Source organism: Rheinheimera pleomorphica, from assembly GCF_011634895.1.
In the GTDB taxonomy this organism is placed as follows: domain Bacteria; phylum Pseudomonadota; class Gammaproteobacteria; order Enterobacterales; family Alteromonadaceae; genus Alishewanella; species Alishewanella pleomorphica.
In genome coordinates this window covers 140,604-156,961 of the sequence record NZ_SIRR01000025.1, presented here as the reverse complement: position 1 = coordinate 156,961, position 16,358 = coordinate 140,604, and the positions used below count along the sequence as shown (strand labels likewise).

At 50.0% G+C, this 16,358-nt stretch carries 23 protein-coding genes; 5 read left to right on the top strand and 18 right to left on the bottom strand.

Going from position 1 to position 16,358, the window contains the following annotated elements; all coding sequences use genetic code 11:
- Positions 1-15: 15 nt before the first annotated feature.
- Positions 16-561 carry an isochorismatase family protein gene (locus EYB30_RS15745; protein WP_166839936.1) on the top strand — a complete coding sequence of 182 codons (546 nt, stop codon included), beginning with the start codon at positions 16-18 and terminating at the stop codon, positions 559-561.
- Between the two features lie 36 nt (positions 562-597).
- Here the strand turns inward: EYB30_RS15745 and EYB30_RS15740 are convergent, their stop codons facing one another.
- From EYB30_RS15740 to EYB30_RS15695, 10 genes are all read right to left on the bottom strand, one after another.
- Entirely contained in the window at positions 598-1,374 is a 777-nt protein-coding gene (locus EYB30_RS15740; protein WP_166839934.1) for a S1/P1 nuclease, read from the bottom strand.
- Positions 1,375-1,377: 3 nt separating this feature from the next.
- Positions 1,378-2,214: a 23S rRNA (adenine(2030)-N(6))-methyltransferase RlmJ gene (locus EYB30_RS15735; RefSeq protein ID WP_166839932.1), complete on the bottom strand. Its 837-nt coding sequence runs from the start codon at positions 2,212-2,214 to the stop codon at positions 1,378-1,380.
- 69 nt (positions 2,215-2,283) lie between these two features.
- Positions 2,284-2,754, bottom strand: a complete 471-nt coding sequence (locus EYB30_RS15730; RefSeq protein ID WP_166839930.1) for a hypothetical protein — start codon at positions 2,752-2,754, stop codon at positions 2,284-2,286.
- The gene (locus EYB30_RS15725; protein WP_166839928.1) at positions 2,754-3,251 is read right to left on the bottom strand and encodes a hypothetical protein; all 498 of its coding nucleotides are present in this window, start codon (positions 3,249-3,251) and stop codon (positions 2,754-2,756) included. The genes EYB30_RS15730 and EYB30_RS15725 overlap by 1 nt, the downstream gene beginning before the upstream one ends.
- A gap of 12 nt (positions 3,252-3,263) precedes the next feature.
- Positions 3,264-4,427 carry a lipase family protein gene (locus tag EYB30_RS15720; RefSeq protein ID WP_166839927.1) on the bottom strand — a complete coding sequence of 388 codons (1,164 nt, stop codon included), beginning with the start codon at positions 4,425-4,427 and terminating at the stop codon, positions 3,264-3,266.
- Between the two features lie 3 nt (positions 4,428-4,430).
- Positions 4,431-5,039: a DUF6795 domain-containing protein gene (locus EYB30_RS15715; RefSeq protein WP_166839926.1), complete on the bottom strand. Its 609-nt coding sequence runs from the start codon at positions 5,037-5,039 to the stop codon at positions 4,431-4,433.
- Positions 5,040-5,269: 230 nt separating this feature from the next.
- Entirely contained in the window at positions 5,270-6,373 is a 1,104-nt protein-coding gene (locus tag EYB30_RS15710; RefSeq protein WP_166839925.1) for a tetratricopeptide repeat protein, read from the bottom strand.
- Complete coding sequence (locus tag EYB30_RS15705) at positions 6,370-7,047, bottom strand: hypothetical protein (RefSeq protein WP_166839924.1); 678 nt, start codon at positions 7,045-7,047, stop codon at positions 6,370-6,372. Before EYB30_RS15705 ends, EYB30_RS15710 begins: the two co-directional genes overlap by 4 nt.
- On the bottom strand, positions 7,026-7,553 hold the full coding sequence (locus EYB30_RS15700) for a hypothetical protein (RefSeq protein WP_166839923.1): 528 nt from the start codon (positions 7,551-7,553) through the stop codon (positions 7,026-7,028). The genes EYB30_RS15705 and EYB30_RS15700 overlap by 22 nt, the downstream gene beginning before the upstream one ends.
- A gap of 1 nt (position 7,554) precedes the next feature.
- Positions 7,555-7,872, bottom strand: coding sequence for a peptidoglycan-binding domain-containing protein (locus tag EYB30_RS15695; RefSeq protein ID WP_166839922.1), 318 nt, complete (start codon positions 7,870-7,872; stop codon positions 7,555-7,557).
- A gap of 223 nt (positions 7,873-8,095) precedes the next feature.
- Here EYB30_RS15695 and EYB30_RS15690 point away from each other — a divergent pair, with 223 nt between their 5' ends.
- The gene (locus EYB30_RS15690; protein ID WP_166839921.1) at positions 8,096-8,968 is read left to right on the top strand and encodes a tRNA/rRNA methyltransferase; all 873 of its coding nucleotides are present in this window, start codon (positions 8,096-8,098) and stop codon (positions 8,966-8,968) included.
- A gap of 18 nt (positions 8,969-8,986) precedes the next feature.
- On the opposite strand, the gene EYB30_RS15685 is transcribed toward EYB30_RS15690, so the two are convergent.
- Genes EYB30_RS15685 through EYB30_RS15675 form a run of 3 tightly spaced genes read right to left on the bottom strand, consistent with a single transcriptional unit; the run spans position 8,987 to position 11,107 of the window.
- Positions 8,987-9,700 (bottom strand): LytR/AlgR family response regulator transcription factor, encoded by a 714-nt coding sequence (locus EYB30_RS15685; protein ID WP_166839920.1) that lies wholly within the window; start codon positions 9,698-9,700, stop codon positions 8,987-8,989.
- Positions 9,693-10,799, bottom strand: coding sequence for a sensor histidine kinase (locus EYB30_RS15680; RefSeq protein WP_166839919.1), 1,107 nt, complete (start codon positions 10,797-10,799; stop codon positions 9,693-9,695). The genes EYB30_RS15685 and EYB30_RS15680 overlap by 8 nt, the downstream gene beginning before the upstream one ends.
- 59 nt (positions 10,800-10,858) lie before the next feature.
- Positions 10,859-11,107 (bottom strand): superinfection immunity protein, encoded by a 249-nt coding sequence (locus EYB30_RS15675; protein WP_166839918.1) that lies wholly within the window; start codon positions 11,105-11,107, stop codon positions 10,859-10,861.
- A gap of 321 nt (positions 11,108-11,428) precedes the next feature.
- On the opposite strand from EYB30_RS15675, the gene EYB30_RS15670 reads away from it, so the two are divergent.
- The 3 genes from EYB30_RS15670 to EYB30_RS15660 all read left to right on the top strand — a co-directional run bounded on the left by EYB30_RS15670 (position 11,429) and on the right by EYB30_RS15660 (position 13,366).
- Positions 11,429-12,034: a DUF2589 domain-containing protein gene (locus EYB30_RS15670; RefSeq protein ID WP_008218338.1), complete on the top strand. Its 606-nt coding sequence runs from the start codon at positions 11,429-11,431 to the stop codon at positions 12,032-12,034.
- A gap of 67 nt (positions 12,035-12,101) precedes the next feature.
- Positions 12,102-12,806 (top strand): hypothetical protein, encoded by a 705-nt coding sequence (locus tag EYB30_RS15665; RefSeq protein ID WP_166839917.1) that lies wholly within the window; start codon positions 12,102-12,104, stop codon positions 12,804-12,806.
- Positions 12,807-12,811: 5 nt separating this feature from the next.
- Positions 12,812-13,366 (top strand): hypothetical protein, encoded by a 555-nt coding sequence (locus EYB30_RS15660; RefSeq protein WP_166839916.1) that lies wholly within the window; start codon positions 12,812-12,814, stop codon positions 13,364-13,366.
- Here the strand turns inward: EYB30_RS15660 and EYB30_RS15655 are convergent.
- From EYB30_RS15655 to rsmE, 5 genes are read right to left on the bottom strand one after another with little or no spacing between them, the layout of a single operon-like run.
- Positions 13,344-13,610 carry a DUF1653 domain-containing protein gene (locus tag EYB30_RS15655; protein ID WP_166839915.1) on the bottom strand — a complete coding sequence of 89 codons (267 nt, stop codon included), beginning with the start codon at positions 13,608-13,610 and terminating at the stop codon, positions 13,344-13,346. The two genes, EYB30_RS15660 and EYB30_RS15655, sit on opposite strands and share 23 nt — an antisense overlap.
- Positions 13,594-14,010, bottom strand: coding sequence for a Holliday junction resolvase RuvX (ruvX, locus tag EYB30_RS15650; protein ID WP_174978758.1), 417 nt, complete (start codon positions 14,008-14,010; stop codon positions 13,594-13,596). The genes EYB30_RS15655 and ruvX overlap by 17 nt, the downstream gene beginning before the upstream one ends.
- The gene (locus tag EYB30_RS15645; RefSeq protein ID WP_166839914.1) at positions 14,010-14,567 is read right to left on the bottom strand and encodes a YqgE/AlgH family protein; all 558 of its coding nucleotides are present in this window, start codon (positions 14,565-14,567) and stop codon (positions 14,010-14,012) included. Before EYB30_RS15645 ends, ruvX begins: the two co-directional genes overlap by 1 nt.
- A 24-nt stretch (positions 14,568-14,591) precedes the next feature.
- Positions 14,592-15,554 carry a glutathione synthase gene (gene gshB / locus EYB30_RS15640; RefSeq protein WP_166839912.1) on the bottom strand — a complete coding sequence of 321 codons (963 nt, stop codon included), beginning with the start codon at positions 15,552-15,554 and terminating at the stop codon, positions 14,592-14,594.
- Between the two features lie 9 nt (positions 15,555-15,563).
- Positions 15,564-16,292, bottom strand: coding sequence for a 16S rRNA (uracil(1498)-N(3))-methyltransferase (rsmE, locus tag EYB30_RS15635; RefSeq protein WP_166839910.1), 729 nt, complete (start codon positions 16,290-16,292; stop codon positions 15,564-15,566).
- Positions 16,293-16,358: the final 66 nt, after the last annotated feature.

Below are 16,358 nucleotides of genomic sequence, written 5' to 3'. Positions count from 1 at the left end.
GAAACAGGAGTCGCCATGCTACTACAGGCCGCACAGTCACAGGTGTTACTGATTGATATGCAGCAAAAGCTGGCACCGGCTATTTTTGACAGTAAAACGGTAGAGCAGGCCGCCGCCTGGGTGTTGCAGGTGGCATTACAGCTGGATGTGCCGGTGTGGGCGACAGAGCAGTATCCACAAGGCCTGGGGCCTACGCTGTCGGCATTGGCTGAACTGATACCGACTGGCGCTATGCTACAAAAAATGCATTTTAGTGCGTTAAAGGAGCCGCATATCGCCAGCCAGTTAGCCTGCGCAGAGCGCAAACAGCTGGTGGTTATTGGCACTGAGGCGCATGTTTGTGTACTGCAATCGGTACTGGATTTACTTAATCTGGGCTATCAGGTATTTGTGGTTGCTGAGGCCGTAGGCTCGCGTACTGAACAAAATAAGCAGCTGGCGCTCAGCCGGATGCAGCAGTGTGGTGCTTATATTATCAGCAAAGAAATGCTGGCCTTTGAATGGCTGGAGCGCTGCGGCACTGATAGCTTCCGTCAGATCAGCAAAGGCTGGATCCGTTAATGCGTTACAGCTGGATGTCTTCGAAAGCTTAGCTTGTCAGTTGGCAGTAAATAACTGATCCAGCAACATGGCTAAACGCACGGCAGCCTGTTGTATCCGTTGTTCCAGTACGGCCTGATGACGTTGTACATAGCTGTCGTCAATTAACATACCCGGCGTGTAGCCCTGATAGATCTGCAGAGTAAGGCGGGCAGACTCGTTCGCCCAGCTGAGCACATCGCCCCGGCGCCATTGCTGTTGCTGTGTCACGCTGATACGTTGTAGCAGCGCGTTGGCCTGCTGGCGGTCTGCTTCGTAACTGAGTTGTTTTAGCAGGGCAAAATCCCAGACGCCATGCAGGTTGTTTGGCAGGCCGAAAAAATACACCGCTGTGCGGTTGCCGCCTAAATCATCGGCAAAGCTGACATGCAACGGCTGATGTAAATCGCCGATAAAATGCACCAGAAATAACAGCGCCTGCCAGTCAGTCTTATTCTGGTTTAGCCGCTGCTGCATTTGTGCAATGCCGCTAAGTATGCAGCCGTGCGCCGGACAATCCGCCGCTGTTACCTGCTGTTTATCGCGCGGGAAATTTACATAATGCAGCGTGGATGCAAAGCTGAATTCAGCATCAGAGCGCACTTCATCAGCCCAGCTGCAGCTATGGTTAAAGTGTGGATAAGGCGTTTTTGCCACCAGTTTGTCCAGCTGACTGCGGCTTGTGTCGCTTATCAGCTGATAGGCCATAGTGCAAATAAGCTGATGGCCGCTTTGGCTAAATGCCTGCACCTTTGAACTGGCGATAAACAATATGACAAGCAGTAGCGCGCGCATAAGTTACTCTGGCACCAGCTGGTGCACCTGAAATTCCCCTGTTGCACTTAACAATGGGTTTAACTCCTCAAGGGCCTGCTGCATGTGTTTTGCCAGCGTATAAGGCGGATTAACCACCAGCATGCCGCTGCCGGTCATACCAAAACCGCTGCTGTCGGGCAGCGGGCAATATTCAATGCGCAGCATATCTTTAATGCCGGTAGCGACAATAGCGCTGACAAATGCCTCTACCGCTGCACGCTCGATAACCGGATACCAGATGGCATAGGTCGCCTGTGGAAAGCGCTGATAAGCGCTTTGTAAACCGGCAACCACATCCTGGTATTCGGTTTTCAGCTCGTAGGGTGGGTCTATCAGCACTAAGCCACGCTTATGCAGCGGCGGTAGCATGGCTTTAAAACCGGCCCAGGCATCCATGTTTTCAATGCGGCTATGACGGCGGCGGGCAAACTGGCTGGCCAGAATAGGGTAGTCTGTCGGGTGCAGCTCACTGGCCTGAATACTGTCAGTTGCGCGCAGCATCAGCGCGGCTATTTTCGGCGAGCCAGGGTAAAACGCCAGCTCGCCATCCGGGTTAAGCTGTTTAACCACGTCGATATAGTGCGCCAGTGCCGGGCTTATTGCCTGATACTGCCACAGTTTGCCAATACCGGTCTGATATTCGCTGGTTTTTTGCGCCTGCTCGCCCAGCAGGCTGTACAAACCGGCGCCGGCGTGGCTGTCGTGATAGCAAAAAGGTTTATCTTTTTGCAGCAGGTAATCCAGAATAGCCACCTGCACCAGATGCTTAATAACATCGGCATGATTGCCGGCATGAAAACTGTGACGGTAACTGAGCATAAACAAGGCCTGTAGCGGCAAATTTAAAGGCCGCCAGCATACTGCGCAGGCAGAAAAAAACAAGCTGTTTTACCTTATCAGCCACTTCAAATAGGTAACAAACACCATATAAAACGAAGCACCAAAGCCCAAATAATGTATTGTGTTGAACACGGCTTTAATCCGCATTGCGCTATGTTGTGGCGCAATAATCGTGCTGTAAAACACTAAATACAGCCCAAACAAATAAGGAAACCAATAAGCCAGCTGCGCAGGTTTGTAAAAATAAGCATCAAGATGCCAAGGCTTATTTAACAACCAGAATATCAGCCAATGTGCTGCGAGCCAGAAGGCATAGAGAAAGCCGGCCATAATCACCTGCGTAAGTATACCGGCAAAGGCCGATGCCAAAGGAGGCAGAGGCTCAGCGGCATTAGTCGACACTGTGTTGCTGCCTGTCTCTTTTTGCTGCTCTGATTTTAAATGTGCCAACATGATGAGTGCCAAAAAAGGGCTGAACGCATTAAGGACATACATCCACCAGCTAACGTTTAGCGCCATCAGATCACCCTCGCTAATAGCCACTGCACGTGATTTATTAACAACAATAGGATTGCTATCAGGATAAAGGGGGCAAAAATAAAACCGCCGACGTTGCTTTCCAGGCCATGGCGTGATGTTAACGCAGCTAACGTCAATGCCGTTACAATATAGGCGAATAGCCAGCTCCAGCCCGGTTGCACCAGCGTTATCTCCAGCGCTGTTAATGGCGCCGGGGCCAAAGGCTGCAATACCAGAATTTTAAAGCCGATAAACGTACTGCAGGCTATAGCGCAGAACATGGCATACAGTCTCAGGTTGATGCGTTGCGAATTTCCGCCTACATCGTGAAAAGCATTAAGTTTCAGATAGCGTAAGATGCTGTCTTCGGAAAAAGCCAGCATATACGCCAGCAGGATGATGGGGTTTAAAAAGGTATAAGGAATAATATTAAGCAGTGTCAGGGTGTCCATACCATATAGCCCTGGCTGGTACAGCATAATACTAACCAGCCTCATAAATGAATAACCTTAGCTTACCATTTCAATCGCTTTTCGGGCTACGTTGTACATGGCATTCAGCGTAATGTTAAATACCCATCGAATAAAGCGAGCGCTGAGTTCGGTAATCGTAGTCGTTACTTTACCTGCAAACACAAGCATATGGCCAAGTAAGCCCATTACCTGTGTTTCAAATTGCGGCGACATAAGCGCCACTTTTTCAATCGTGGCGGCAAGGTGATCATAAAATGTCATAATGCCACCAATGGTCATTTGCACCGAAACTGCAGCCAACATACCTGCATCTTTTAATAAGGTTATCAAGGCATGGCTTAACCGCTCCTGCCAGTGGGTACTAAAACTGCATTCAAAGCGACGTTCGTAAGCCAAACGCACTGCTTTAATGGTATCTCCCCGCCGTTGCAGATCTTCCCATTGGCCGCGAGACGTAGTTACATAGCCAGGGTTTTCCATCATTGAGTGCGAGGAGATATTAATACCAGTTGCTGCCGTTAACAGTACGCTACTGCCATTTAGCGGCGCGTGATAAAACGGCCACACCGGCACCATAGGTACTGGATCATCTCCATGCAGGCAGCGATATATTTTATCAATACTGCCGGATGATTTAAGCGCAAAATCGTTTAACCCTACTCGTGGTGCACCATAGGTATATAGCGCTACACGATTACCAAAACGCTGTTTAATCCAAATAGCTGCAAGGCTGGCTAATGCGCCACCTAAGCTGTGGCCTGCGCAATGTACTACGCCATTGCTGTTTGTATTCAGTAGCGGAGCCAACTGTTTTTCCAGCGCTGGCTGCATACTCCTAAACACTTTTTGAAACCCGGAATGCACCACACTGTTATTGTCGGCGGTAGCTAAACTGGCATTGGCGTTACTAAACCAGTCTCGGGCACTTGTAAATTTAGTTCCTCTAATCCCTAAAGCAACATCACCAGTGAACCGATCTTTGCCCTTTCCAACTACTGCAAAACCAGTGCTACGGTTAAAAATCGTCGATAGAACAGTACCAGACGTAGCATGTATAACACCGCCAGTTTGGCTGAAATCAAAAAAACGCGTTAACTGCTTAGCCGTGGGATTGAAATTTTGACCTGCTTTAACTTCTCTAACATCGTAAGGCGTTTGAGCTAACCAAACAGCCGTGGCTGGTGGGAGAGTTTTTTGCATATTCTAAATTCCTTCTTGTTTATCAATGATCCTGTCTAATTCCTGCATCTGGGCTTCAATTTCCTCATCCGAATAAAGTGCTGTATCGGCATGAGTAAACGTACATTTTGCGCTAAACCAAGGCGCTGCGCTGTCAGGGGCTTCTAGGTTTTTGAGACTAAAGTCTTTCGCTTCAGCTGTCAGTTCACACTGCATATCTGACATCAATAAATTCAATGCTTTGCCATCCAGTCGGTTACCCCAACGGATATCAAAAAAACGGTTTTTCTCACCCGTAGTTGGATGATCAGCGACTGATAAAAACAAGTAGATACTGTAATCAAATAATACGCGGCGCGTTCTTAGGGTTTTACGTGAAAAAGTAAAGCGGCCTTCATGATCGGTAACTGTGTTGTCGCTAAATTTGTCGTCTTCATAGTGAAGCTCGCGTACTACTTTCAAGCCTGTAACGGGGATACCATTTTCCGTAACAATCCCGTGTATTTCCGGTGACCACTGAATTTCCGTTCCTCTTAACCAACCAAACACACCAGCCTCCACATTTGTTGTTAACACAGAAAGTATTAGCCCCAAGCCAATGGCTTTATAGCAAATAGGTTGCCATCCAAGCATTACTACAACCCTGTAATTTTCTAATGGTGGACATTCTAGAGCTTTGCTTAATGATGTCAATTATGTTTTTAAAATGTAAAATATGCAGGTGTGTAGTGTTAGTGGTAATGCTGCAGTGGTACTGGTAGATGTTTGTCGTTTGTGTTGTCAATCGGTAGTACAGGCTTATGTTACAAGCAGAAAATTACAATTATTGTTGTCGCCTTACCGACGTTTTTATTGCCGCCGGGTTAACCGGCATCAGCACGACAGCTGATAAACTGCTCTACTTCTTCCAGCCATTTGTCATCAGCGTCAAATAGAAAGCGTTTTTCGCGCAGTACCTGTTTAACCTCTGGCAATGCTGTACCGGCAGCCAACATGGCTGCTAATTGATAACGTGCCGCGCCGGCATCATAGGGGGCTAAATCAGCGGCTGTTAGAATATCCGTTAAACCGTTGTGGCCGCGGCGAAATTGCACCATACCCCTAAGCAGATACGCATCAACCTGTAATGGTATTCGCGTGACAGGATTGGCCAAAACCCGGCTAAAACTACTGTGTGCTGCCTGCCAGTCACCGCGAAACAGCTGCAACAGGCCGCCGGTCATGTCGGCGAACTCTGAGCTTTGCCGTGATATTTTCGGCAGTGAGACATAGCCTTCCAAGCCCTGGCTACGCAGTTTGGTTGGTGCATTATTTAAATGACGGTTGAACTCGAGAAACTGCAAATCATCACCGGTGTAACCGATAATTTGTGTCGTGTTTAATGTAGCTGTGATAGGTAAGCCTTTTACTGCGCGGAATTTTTCAACCACATCATCGTCCAGCACTATACCGGCCATATGATAACGCCGCCGCGGCAGTGGTGTGTAGAGGTGTAGCTGTTGGCAGCGCAGGGGCCAAAGTTCGAGATGTTGTTTGCGGTAGTCACAAGGAAGACGACTATTGCTGCTGCAGCCCGGATAAGCGGCCTGATAACGCGGCAGCAGTACTTCAACTTCTACCACTACGTTGTTGCCAAAGCGTTGAGTGCTGCCCAGCACCACCATTTGCGCCAGTAGTTTTGCCTGCTGCGCGGTGCGGATAGCAACATCTTGTTGCGTCAGGTTCAGGCTGTCCGGGCTCCATTTAATTATGCCGCGGCCAAAATCCAGCTTGTTTGGATTGTCCGGCCAGGGCGCTTTACGGGTGGTCTGTGCCAGCTGCAACGACAGCACCGTACTGACATTACGCCCCAAAGTGGTATCGCCGCCAAAGGCCGGAAAAAATACCGTGATCTGATCAGGATTGTGCTGCGCCGATACCGGCAGCAGGCAGCAAAGCAGGCTGATAACTGTAAGCAGTGGCTTCATCTGTTGCACTCCGCTTTCAGCGCCAGAATGCTTTGCTCAATTTTTTGCTCCAGCTCGCTACCCAGCTGCGGTTGCTGCGTACTAATGGCTTTGGCGCGCTTTAAGGCTTCACTGAGCAGCGCAATAATAGCGGTAAATTTGCTGCACCCGACATCCGGCTGGTTAGCGATGGCATACAAAATGGCTACCGAGTGGCTATCGAAGGTGGTGTCAAAATAATTACCGGTTAGTGGCAGCTCGATGTCGATCATTTCCTGCACCACGGGGGGTTTTAGCTTACCCCAATACAAGGTAGTGTGGATGCTGGGTACATTAGCCTGCACATCGACAACACCGGTCAGCAACGCCAGGGCGCCGACGTCATGCCAGTAACGCTGGCGCAACTGCAAATTGCCAATCAGTTCCGACGGGCGGCGCAACTGATTATTGTCGCCGGTTACCGGCACAATTCTGATGGCTTTTAGTACCGGTAATGCCTCGCCCAGTGCCAGCTCATCAGACAAACGCGGCATTTTTTCTTCCAGCACGTAACGGAAATCTTCAAACAATGCCGCCCGCTGTTCTGTCGTGGTTAAACCATACTGAAACAGATGCAGATCCGCGCGCTGCTGTGCCGCGGCTGCAGCGGCAAACAGCAGCAGCAACAGATAAATTACACCGGCGGACAGGCGCATGTCAGCTCCTGAGAAGATGGTTTTTGTGTAAAAGACACGCTGTGTAAGCGGATTTTTATCCGGCAGTTTGCGCTCTGACGCAACGAAAACGGTACCAGGCCGCCGGGACTTATGGTGTCGATAGTGCTTAGTATGATGGCGCGGGTGTCACCGCCGCTAACCAGTTTATCGGCTACTTCAAGCCGGATTTGCAGTGGTTGGTAGCCACCGCTGCTGCTAAATTCTGCATGGGTTAGTATGGCGGCGCGGTTGCCCAAATTACTGGCAAACAGCTCTATTTGTTTGGCATCGCAGCGGGTTAGCGTAAATTGCAAATCTGATGCTTTAGGCTCTAACCTGTCGTAAACAAAGGTAAAGGCCAGCGTACAAATGGGCACCAACGCAATCAGGCCACTGAGTACATTGCCGGACAGCCAGCGATACAGCGGATGCTGATATTCGCCACAGGTGGTGCATTTTTTCGCTGCGACGGGCAGCGGATGTCCGCATACCCGGCAGCTTGTCATATCATTGCTCAAAGCCTAAGGCCTCAAGTAAGGCTGAGCTTATCTGGCCATCCACTGCCAGATTATTTTGCTGCTGATAGTCGCTTATCGCCTGTCGGGTGCGCGGGCCGATAATACCGTCTGCCTTACCGGCGTCAAAGCCAAGGCTGTTAAGCTTTTCCTGTACCGCGCGGATCAGGTTTTGTGGCCACTGGTTATTATCGGCGGGGCGGTGCTGCAATTCGCCTGCCGGCGCCAGATTGACAGCGGCAAACGCCAATATGACAGCAAAAAGGCCTTTTAGCCGCTTGCGTTTGGAGTGCGAATGAACAGTTGGCATAGTGCTTCCTCCACAAAGTTAAACAGATGTAGGAGCCTGGAGCATTAAATGGTGACATCGGTAAACTGCACACGCCATTGCCTGCTCAGTATAGTCAGCCTTAGCAAGAGTGCCACTGGCACAGCACCTGGCCGGAAAAAGCATAAGTAATGTTGCCGGCGAGCTGGTAAAATCAGCGCCAGTATTGATATTTCACCGCGTTGCGGTGTCAGCAGGATATGTTATGTCACACCACAACAGTAAAAGCGCTAAAGCGGCTAAGCCATTACACAAACCCTGGACCAAAGATGCCAAGGCGAAAAACGCCAGGTCGGCAGCTAAAGTGCAGGTTAAAGCCAGTAGCGTTAAGGCTCAGCGCGCGGTACAGGACGATGAAAGTAAAGTCTATGGTGAAAATGCCTGCCGGGTATTGTTTGCCCAGCGGCCCGAGGCGCTGATCAGGCTCTATGTGTCTGCGCAAATGGCCGCAAAATTTGCCGATGTCATGAAATACCTGGCGGCAGCAAAAAAAGCCTATCACATCGTTGATGATGCCGAGTTGGAAAAGGTCGCCGCCAGCCAGCATCACGGTGGTGTGGTGTTGCTGGTTAAACGAAAGCCTATACAAACATTAGCCCGGTATTTGCAGCAGGGCAGTCGTAAGCGGCAAGACTGTCTGTTGGCATTGGATGGCGTTGGCAACCCACACAATTTAGGTGCAATCACCCGCAGCTGTGCCCATTTTGGTGTTGGCGGCATTATTATGAAACAACCGGAATTGCTGCAATCAGGCGCCGCGCTGCGTACCGCTGAGGGCGGTGGTGAGTTTGTTGATGGCCTAAGCTGCGACAACCTGCCGCTGGCGTTAAAGCTATGCAAAGACGCCGGTTATACGCTGATTACTACCTCCAGCCATGGCGGCAGCTCGTTGTATCAAACCGAATTACCCGCCAAAGTGGTGATCGTATTTGGTGAAGAGATGTTTGGTGTGTCGCAAAATGTGGCAAAAAACGCCGATATTGCGCTGCAAATACCGGGCACCGGCAAAGTAGAATCACTCAACGTCAGCGTAGCCGCCAGCCTGATCTTAGGCGAATGGTACCGCCAGCAGTCTTAACAGTTAAAACGTTAACAGCTAAAACGCACTAAACTGCTGTTTTAGCTGTTGTGCCTGGCGGCGGCTTACATCTACCTGCTGGCCGTCTTGCAATACGGCAATTAAACCACCGTCGGCTATTGCCGGTTCAATATGGCTGATAGCGCTGATGCGAAGGATATCGGCGCGGCTGGCTTTGAAAAACAGTGCCGGGTCGAGCTTTTGTTCGATTTTGGCCAGCGAGCTGTGGATAAAGCTTTTACCGTAAGGTGTATACACGGCGGCATGGTTGCCGATGCTTTCAAAGCGGCTGATATCATCGAGGCGCACCACACGCTGGCTGTCACCGAATTTAAGTAAGATACCGTGTTGTGCTGCCAGATAATGCACAGTGGCGCTGTCGCTCGGCGGTCGCAATTTTTGCAGGGCTTTAGCCAGCCGTTCCGGTGCTATCGGTTTTAACAGATAATCCACTGCGTTTAGCTCAAAAGCATCTAAAGCAAAGCTGTTGAATGCCGTGCAGAAGATAAATTGCGTACCGGCAGGAATATGCTCTGCCAGTTGCAGCCCGGTTAGCCCCGGCATTTGGATATCAAGAAACACCAAATCAATGCTCGAGTTGACCAGGTGTTGCAGCGCTTCTTCGCCGCTTTGTGCCTCAGCGGCGATAAGGCATTGTGGATGTGCTTTTAACAGGCGTTTTAATTCGCTGCGGGCTAAACGCTCGTCATCTACCAGCAGACAGTTATACATGTTGAAACTCCAGCCGTACGCTAAATTGACTGCTGTTTTGTGCCAGTTTTAGCCTGGCATTATTACCGTACATCAATTGCAGCCGGCGGCGTAAATTTGCTAAACCGGTGGCAGTGCCGGCCTGGGCAGTATTGGCTTGAACGCTGTTGGTTACCGTTAACTGCCAACCATCATCCACCGTTGTAGCGCTGATGTGCAATTGCCCGGCAGCAACATTGGGGGCGATGCCATGCTTAATAGCGTTTTCAACCAGTGTCAGCAGGCTTAACGTGGGCAGCGGGTTTTGCCATACGTCATCAGCTATAGCACAACTAAATTGCAGCCGCTGCTCCAATCGCACCTGCTCAATGGCCAGATATTGCTCTGTTAACTGCCACTCTTGATGTACGGTGGATTCCGGCTGTAAATGAGCCTGCAGGTGAAACCGGAATAATTCTGATAACCGCGTTACGGTATCCGCCGCTTTATGCTGATCTTCAAAAATCAGCGCGCGGATACTGTTAAAGGCATTAAATAAAAAGTGCGGGCTAAGCTGATTAGTCAGCTGTTGCAACTGCGCTTGCTGCATTTGTTGTTGTAGTGCTTTACGTGCCTGGCGGCTTTGCCAGGCAATGTAACCGGCACCCCAAACCAGATACATCACACTAAAGGAGGTGATGAGTGCCACCAACATAAAGTTGGTGCTAAAGTTCATTTGTAACGGCGTATCGCTTTTGTCCGTTATTACGTTTACCTTGCTCATTTCGGTATCTTTCAGTACTTCAATGCTGGATAGATAATAGGAAATAATGGTTTGAGCTATTGCCGCTACCAGCAACAGTAAAACAAATACTGACCAGCGCTTTAGCGTGGTGATATTGTCGGCTTTCAGCACCGGGCGCAGCAACACATGGCTCAGCAACACAAAACAGGCGGCTTCAATGCTGTATTTTACTAAAAACAGCCAATATAAGCGCGGTTGATCCGGCGTGAGTAAGGGCAAGGTGTAGGCCATAAAATAGCCGACATAAATCAACATGGTGAACAGTTGCGCCCATAAATAGGCGCTGCTGCAACTGTCTGCTGCGATGTGCTGGCGAAACGTATTTAGTGTTGTCATAGCTGTTACCGTGATACCCGCGCAAACAAAAAAACTGATGAAACACAGTGTACTATCTATTAGCTTGTTTGTTCAGCCGGTTTCTTCTGTTTGCCGGTAAAGGCCCAAACAATCAGAGCCATCCAGGCTAGCAAGGAGAAGCCGGCCGGGATATTAGCAAGAAAGATTTTAACCAGATGCCGGCGGTTACAAAAGCTGGCAATAATGCTGGGCAGGAAATAAATCGCCAAAAAGGCCGGTATAAAGGCTACCCAGAGTAACGGGCTTATTTGGCTTAATTGGTGAAAAAACTCAGTTTGTTCAAACATGATGCTGTCCTGTTGTTAGAAGTGACCGTGACAATATAGGCTTAAGCTTTATATTGCTGTGGTTAAAAGTGAGCAACGGTCTGAAACGGTGATGGGCGGTTCAACACCTGCAGGTTTTGTCAGGTATTTATCAGCTAAAGGTCACGAAATTCCCTGTTTTGGTGCTGGTTATTCCGGCGCTGGCAGCTAGGCTTTATCTCACTGCCGGGCTGGTGCTGATGTACCGTCTGTAGTAGCTGTGGTGAACAGCCGGCGAAAATGAAGTCGGCGGCAACCGAAAAGCCTTAACAGAGTAGGTACAGCTAACAGGGAGTACTTGTCATGCCAAATCTGGTGCAGGAACTTAACAGTTTAGATTTTAGTGTCTATATCGGCGGCCCTATGCAGGCCGCTGTACAAGCTCAGCATGCCGCGTCAATGTCGCAGGTCAGCTTTATTCAGGCTGTGGGTTTTGAAGAAAACGGCGGCAATAAAACACTGCGCTACGTCGACTTTGAATTTAAAAAGTCGGTCCCTAACCCGCATTTTGGTAAGTCTGCCCAGCAGTTACAGGATGAAGGCTTACCCGCCAATGCGGGGGACAATCAGTTTGATCAGCAAGATGTGGCCATTAAGGTACCGTTTTTAACCATGCTAACCATACCGGCGCTGCGGATTGAAGAGCTGACAATCGATTTTCATGCCAAGCTTACGTCTACGGAAACGGCGAATGTGTCCAGTGAGTTCGCTGCCAGCGCCGAGCTTGGCATTAACTACAAAATTGTCAATTTTAAAGCATCGGCGTCGTATAAGCGCTCGTCTACCCGCGGTGTCAGCGTGGAAAAAACCTACAACCTGGGGGTTAAAGTGACGGCCTTAAATGATGAGATCCCGGCCGGGTTAGACCGCATTCTGACCATGCTCGAAGACAGTATTGTCAGTGCCTGAGTTACTTTGATGCAGGTAAGGCTGGCAGCGCAAGGCTGTCAGCCGGCTTTTTTACAGGGACATTAATATGCCGAATTTAAACGAATACTTAGGCAGTATTATCAGCAGCATTACCAATGCCAGAGTGATGGCCGACATTCAAACGGTAAAGGTGGCGGAAGAATATGCCAAACATGACCTACTTAAGCACTTTGCCGTACCGCATATGCGGGTGGGGGATGTTGAGCTGACGATACCGGTAGCGCTGGATGCGTTGACGGAAAAAACCGAAACCCAATACCAACCCATTGATAACACGAAATTTAACAGTCTGATGTATAAAGAGCTGACCAACAGTCTGGGGCGCACCAGCCTGCCGTCCAAAGCGTCTAAAGCCCTGCGTGCCGTGCTGGTAGAACAAACCCATAACCTGGAACAGGCACTGCGGATGCAGCAGGATATGGCGCCTGTGACAGAGTATAGCCAGCAAGCGGTAAGGCAGCTGGTGCAACTGGCCGATGAGTATCAGTTGGTCAGCCGGGAATCTCTGCCTAAGCTTAATATTGAACAGATAACATCGCGACTGGTGGCGGCTGCGACGCAGGAAATTAAAGTATTAAGCCAGCGCAACGTAATCGAAAATTTAAACGTGATAGCCGAGTCACATAAATTGCGGGAAGAAAAGCCGGAAAACATTATCTATATCAAACTGAAAATCTCAGAAGATGGCATGGAATGGCAGCAGATGGAAAACAGTGATGGCCAGATCAGCCGTCGGTTGTTGCCGGAATAAGCCTTATGCAAAAATCCATAGTGCATCTGGTGAATGAACTTAGCCGTCTGTTACTGGCATTTTCGCCATTGGTAAGCCAGTTTGAGCGTAAACAGCCACAGGCGTTGGCGTCGTTACAAAGCTGGTTGGCTGATGCTGAGCAATTGCTTAGCAGCTATGGCCTGGTGGCCAGTGCAGAGCTGGCCGGTCAGCGCAGCAAGCTAAGTGCGCCGGCGCTGAGCAACGAGCATCGCGGCCAGCTGCGAAAGCAACAGCTCAGAGTGGCGGTAGATATTTTGTATCCGCTGCAGCAATGTTTGCAGCAGGTTTTGTTACCCTATCAGCAGAAATTACAGCAAAGCACCGATTTGATACGGCATTTACTCAGCGTTATTCGCCAAAGCGGAGCTTTAAGTTACAACGCCGCGGCGGGTTTTGATGCCTTTGTGCAGCAGCTCTGGCAGTTAATTGGCCAGCATGAACAGTTAAAAGCCGGTGCTGTGCAGCTGCGTAGCCTGTTGTCGCAGCAGGATGTGATTTTACTACTGGCACAGGAAGTTAATCCGGCCGATTTTCCTTAACGGCAGCGGGTGGTTGTTCACTGATAAACTGAAAACGCGGTAGCAATTCGCCGGCGATTTCGACGTTTTCGCAAAACATCGCCGCCGGCCTGGCCCAAAGGCCAAAATCGCCGTACAGGGCGCGGTAAATGACCAGCCACTCTTCAGTTTCGCTGTGGCGGGCGCAGTCGATAACCTGATAATAGGCGCCTTTGTAATGCTGATAGTAGCCATTTGCTACCGGTGATTTAGTGTTGTTGTTCATACCAGCTCTGAAAAATAATTTTGGCCGACAAACTGTCTACTTTATCTTTTGTCAGCTTGCGGTAGCCGCCCTCAGCAAACAGCTGGCTGCGGGCTTCAGTGGTTGTCAGGCGTTCATCATGCAGCGCTACCGGCAGGCCAAAGCGGCCATGCAAGCGATTAGCAAATTTACGGGTGCGGGCGGTAAATGGCTGCTCGGTGCCATCCATATTCAATGGCAAGCCCACCAGTAACAGCTGCGGTTGCCAGTCTTTAATCAGCTTTTCTATCACAGCCCAGTCTGGTGTGCCATCCTGCGCTTTGATAGCACTGAGTAAAGAGGCGGTGCCGGTAAGCTCCTGACCTACCGCTACACCGATACTCTTGGTGCCATAATCGAAGGTTAAAATGGTGCGGCTCATCAGGCGTGTCCGGCCTCGTTGGTCAGTTGCCAGGGTTTAATGCCCATTTTGGCGGTGGCGCTTTGCCACTTTTCGGCATGGCTAAGATCAAAAATAATGCCGTTGTCGGCTGGGATCACCAGCCAGGAATTGTCGGCGATTTCCTGCTCCAACTGGCCGGCGGTCCAGCCGGCATAGCCGAGGGCTAAAATAAACTTTTCCGGTGCCCGCGCTGTGGTTAAGTCAAACAAGATATCTTTTGAGGTGGTCACCATCAGCTCGTCACTTAGCGTCATGCTGCTACCGTAACCGGCTTTGGCGGTATGCAGCACAAAACCTCTGTCATGTTGCACCGGGCCGCCGGCACACACATGCGCCTGCGCTGCCGGGCTGTCAGCATCATATTCAATTTGCAGTTGTTTAAGTAAATCGGCCACTTTAACGTCAAGCGGATGATTTATGACGATGCCCATAGCGCCTTCGTCGTTATGTTCACAAATATAGGTCACGCTGCGCTTGAAAAGCGGATCGTCCAGCGCTGGCATGGCAATTAAAAAATGATTCTGAAAATTCTGCATAGTGACCTCGTTACATCTTGGTTGTCACTGGCGAGCTGCCAGCAGCTGTTCAATCTCATCAAATAACATGGCGGTAATACTGATTGGAAACGCCGCTTCAATTTCGCGGATACAGGTTGGGCTGGTGACGTTTATTTCGGTCAGCTTATCACCAATCACATCCAGCCCAACAAAAATCAGCCCCTTGGCTTTTAACGTTGGGGCAACGGCGTTGGCAATAGCCCAATCGCTGTCTGACAATGGCCTGGCTTCACCACGGCCACCGGCAGCCAGATTACCGCGGGTTTCGCCACTGGCCGGAATACGTGCTAAGCAGTATGGCACAGGTTTACCGTTTACCACCAAAATGCGCTTATCGCCGTCGCTAATTTGTGGGATAAAACGCTGCGCCATCGCATAGCGGCTGCCATGTTGGGTGAGCGTTTCTATGATCACGCTGACATTGGCATCACCCGGCTGTAACCGGAAAATAGAAGCGCCGCCCATACCGTCCAGCGGTTTTAAAATCACGTCCTGTTCGGCCTGATAAAACGCTTTTAAGCGCCTGGCATCGCGGCTGACCAGGGTTTTGGGCGTAAATTGGCTAAACCAGCTGGTATACAGTTTTTCATTGGCATCACGCAGGCTTTGTGGCTTATTGACAATTAATGTGCCTTCATCTTCGGCGCGCTCTAACATATAAGTGGCGTAAACATACTCGGTATCAAAGGGCGGATCTTTGCGCATTAAGATCACATCCAGCTCGCTTAAGGCGATATCCTGACTGCTGCCAAACTGATACCAATTGGTCGGGTCTTCCTGCACCGTTAAGCGTTTGGTACTGGCCCGGGCGCGGCCTTCCAGCAAATAGAGATCGGCCATTTCCATATAATGAATTTCATAGCCACGCTGCTGTGCCTGCAGTAACATGGCAAAGCTGGAATCTTTTTTGATATTGATGGCCGAAATAGGGTCCATCACTATGCCAAGCTTAATCGGTTTTTGCATCGGTTATCCTCAGGCCAAGTCGCCAAATTGCAGTTGCAACGCACTGATCGCGGTAAGTGCTGCCGTTTCAGTGCGCAGTACGCGGGGCCCCAACTGTATGCCACTAAAGCCGGCAGCTGTGGTGCGCGCCATTTCCTGTTCACTAAAACCGCCTTCAGGGCCTATTACCAGCCGGATCTGAGTGCTCGGTTTTAACGTCTTAATGGTGTCTTTTGCCCACGGATGCAAGGTTAACTTTAATTCTTTTGTGTGTTGCGCCAGCCAGTTATCCAGCGAAATTGCCGGGTGCACTTTGGGCACTATACTGCGGCCGCTTTGCTCACAGGCGCTGATCGCGATTTTTTGCCACTGCTCGTTACGTTTTGCCAGGCGCTCGCCATCAAGCTTAACGCCGCAGCGCTCGGTAAACAGCGGGGTAATTTCGGTTACGCCCAGCTCTACCGCTTTTTGAATGGCAAAATCCATCCGATCGCCGCGGGAGATGCCTTGGCCCAGATGAATTTTTAGCGGTGACTCAACCGGGTTGTCCAGCTGTGCCGTGGCAATCACCAACACCCGCTTTTTATCGCTGCTGCTGATATGCGCGCTGTAGTTATAACCATCGCCATTAAACAGCTGCAATGCGCTGCCGACAGGCATACGCAATACCCGGCCAACATGGTTGGCGGCCTCATCATCCAGGGCAAATTCCTGGTTTAGCGCTATAGCGCCTGGGGAGTAAATTCGTGGAATACGCATAGAAACTTCTGCTGCTGATTTATGCCGTTATGTTAGCAGGCGCTGGCGCTTAGCAACAGAAAAAAC

Bases quoted from the DNA above. Each gene is read 5' to 3' on its own strand.
- EYB30_RS15665 (WP_166839917.1), top strand. From the start codon at position 12,102: ATGCCGAATTTAAACGAATACTTAGGCAGTATTATCAGCAGCATTACC.
- EYB30_RS15745 (WP_166839936.1), top strand. From the start codon at position 16: ATGCTACTACAGGCCGCACAGTCACAGGTGTTACTGATTGATATGCAG.
- EYB30_RS15740 (WP_166839934.1), bottom strand. From the start codon at position 1,374: ATGCGCGCGCTACTGCTTGTCATATTGTTTATCGCCAGTTCAAAGGTG.
- EYB30_RS15680 (WP_166839919.1), bottom strand. From the start codon at position 10,799: ATGACAACACTAAATACGTTTCGCCAGCACATCGCAGCAGACAGTTGC.
- EYB30_RS15700 (WP_166839923.1), bottom strand. From the start codon at position 7,553: ATGACAAGCTGCCGGGTATGCGGACATCCGCTGCCCGTCGCAGCGAAA.
- EYB30_RS15685 (WP_166839920.1), bottom strand. From the start codon at position 9,700: ATGTATAACTGTCTGCTGGTAGATGACGAGCGTTTAGCCCGCAGCGAA.
- EYB30_RS15710 (WP_166839925.1), bottom strand. From the start codon at position 6,373: ATGAAGCCACTGCTTACAGTTATCAGCCTGCTTTGCTGCCTGCTGCCG.
- EYB30_RS15695 (WP_166839922.1), bottom strand. From the start codon at position 7,872: ATGCCAACTGTTCATTCGCACTCCAAACGCAAGCGGCTAAAAGGCCTT.
- EYB30_RS15730 (WP_166839930.1), bottom strand. From the start codon at position 2,754: ATGGCGCTAAACGTTAGCTGGTGGATGTATGTCCTTAATGCGTTCAGC.
- gshB (WP_166839912.1), bottom strand. From the start codon at position 15,554: ATGCAAAAACCGATTAAGCTTGGCATAGTGATGGACCCTATTTCGGCC.
- rsmE (WP_166839910.1), bottom strand. From the start codon at position 16,292: ATGCGTATTCCACGAATTTACTCCCCAGGCGCTATAGCGCTAAACCAG.
- EYB30_RS15675 (WP_166839918.1), bottom strand. From the start codon at position 11,107: ATGTTTGAACAAACTGAGTTTTTTCACCAATTAAGCCAAATAAGCCCG.
- EYB30_RS15705 (WP_166839924.1), bottom strand. From the start codon at position 7,047: ATGCGCCTGTCCGCCGGTGTAATTTATCTGTTGCTGCTGCTGTTTGCC.
- EYB30_RS15660 (WP_166839916.1), top strand. From the start codon at position 12,812: ATGCAAAAATCCATAGTGCATCTGGTGAATGAACTTAGCCGTCTGTTA.
- EYB30_RS15670 (WP_008218338.1), top strand. From the start codon at position 11,429: ATGCCAAATCTGGTGCAGGAACTTAACAGTTTAGATTTTAGTGTCTAT.
- EYB30_RS15715 (WP_166839926.1), bottom strand. From the start codon at position 5,039: ATGCTTGGATGGCAACCTATTTGCTATAAAGCCATTGGCTTGGGGCTA.
- EYB30_RS15655 (WP_166839915.1), bottom strand. From the start codon at position 13,610: ATGAACAACAACACTAAATCACCGGTAGCAAATGGCTACTATCAGCAT.
- EYB30_RS15690 (WP_166839921.1), top strand. From the start codon at position 8,096: ATGTCACACCACAACAGTAAAAGCGCTAAAGCGGCTAAGCCATTACAC.
- ruvX (WP_174978758.1), bottom strand. From the start codon at position 14,010: ATGAGCCGCACCATTTTAACCTTCGATTATGGCACCAAGAGTATCGGT.
- EYB30_RS15735 (WP_166839932.1), bottom strand. From the start codon at position 2,214: ATGCTCAGTTACCGTCACAGTTTTCATGCCGGCAATCATGCCGATGTT.
- EYB30_RS15725 (WP_166839928.1), bottom strand. From the start codon at position 3,251: ATGAGGCTGGTTAGTATTATGCTGTACCAGCCAGGGCTATATGGTATG.
- EYB30_RS15645 (WP_166839914.1), bottom strand. From the start codon at position 14,567: ATGCAGAATTTTCAGAATCATTTTTTAATTGCCATGCCAGCGCTGGAC.
- EYB30_RS15720 (WP_166839927.1), bottom strand. From the start codon at position 4,427: ATGCAAAAAACTCTCCCACCAGCCACGGCTGTTTGGTTAGCTCAAACG.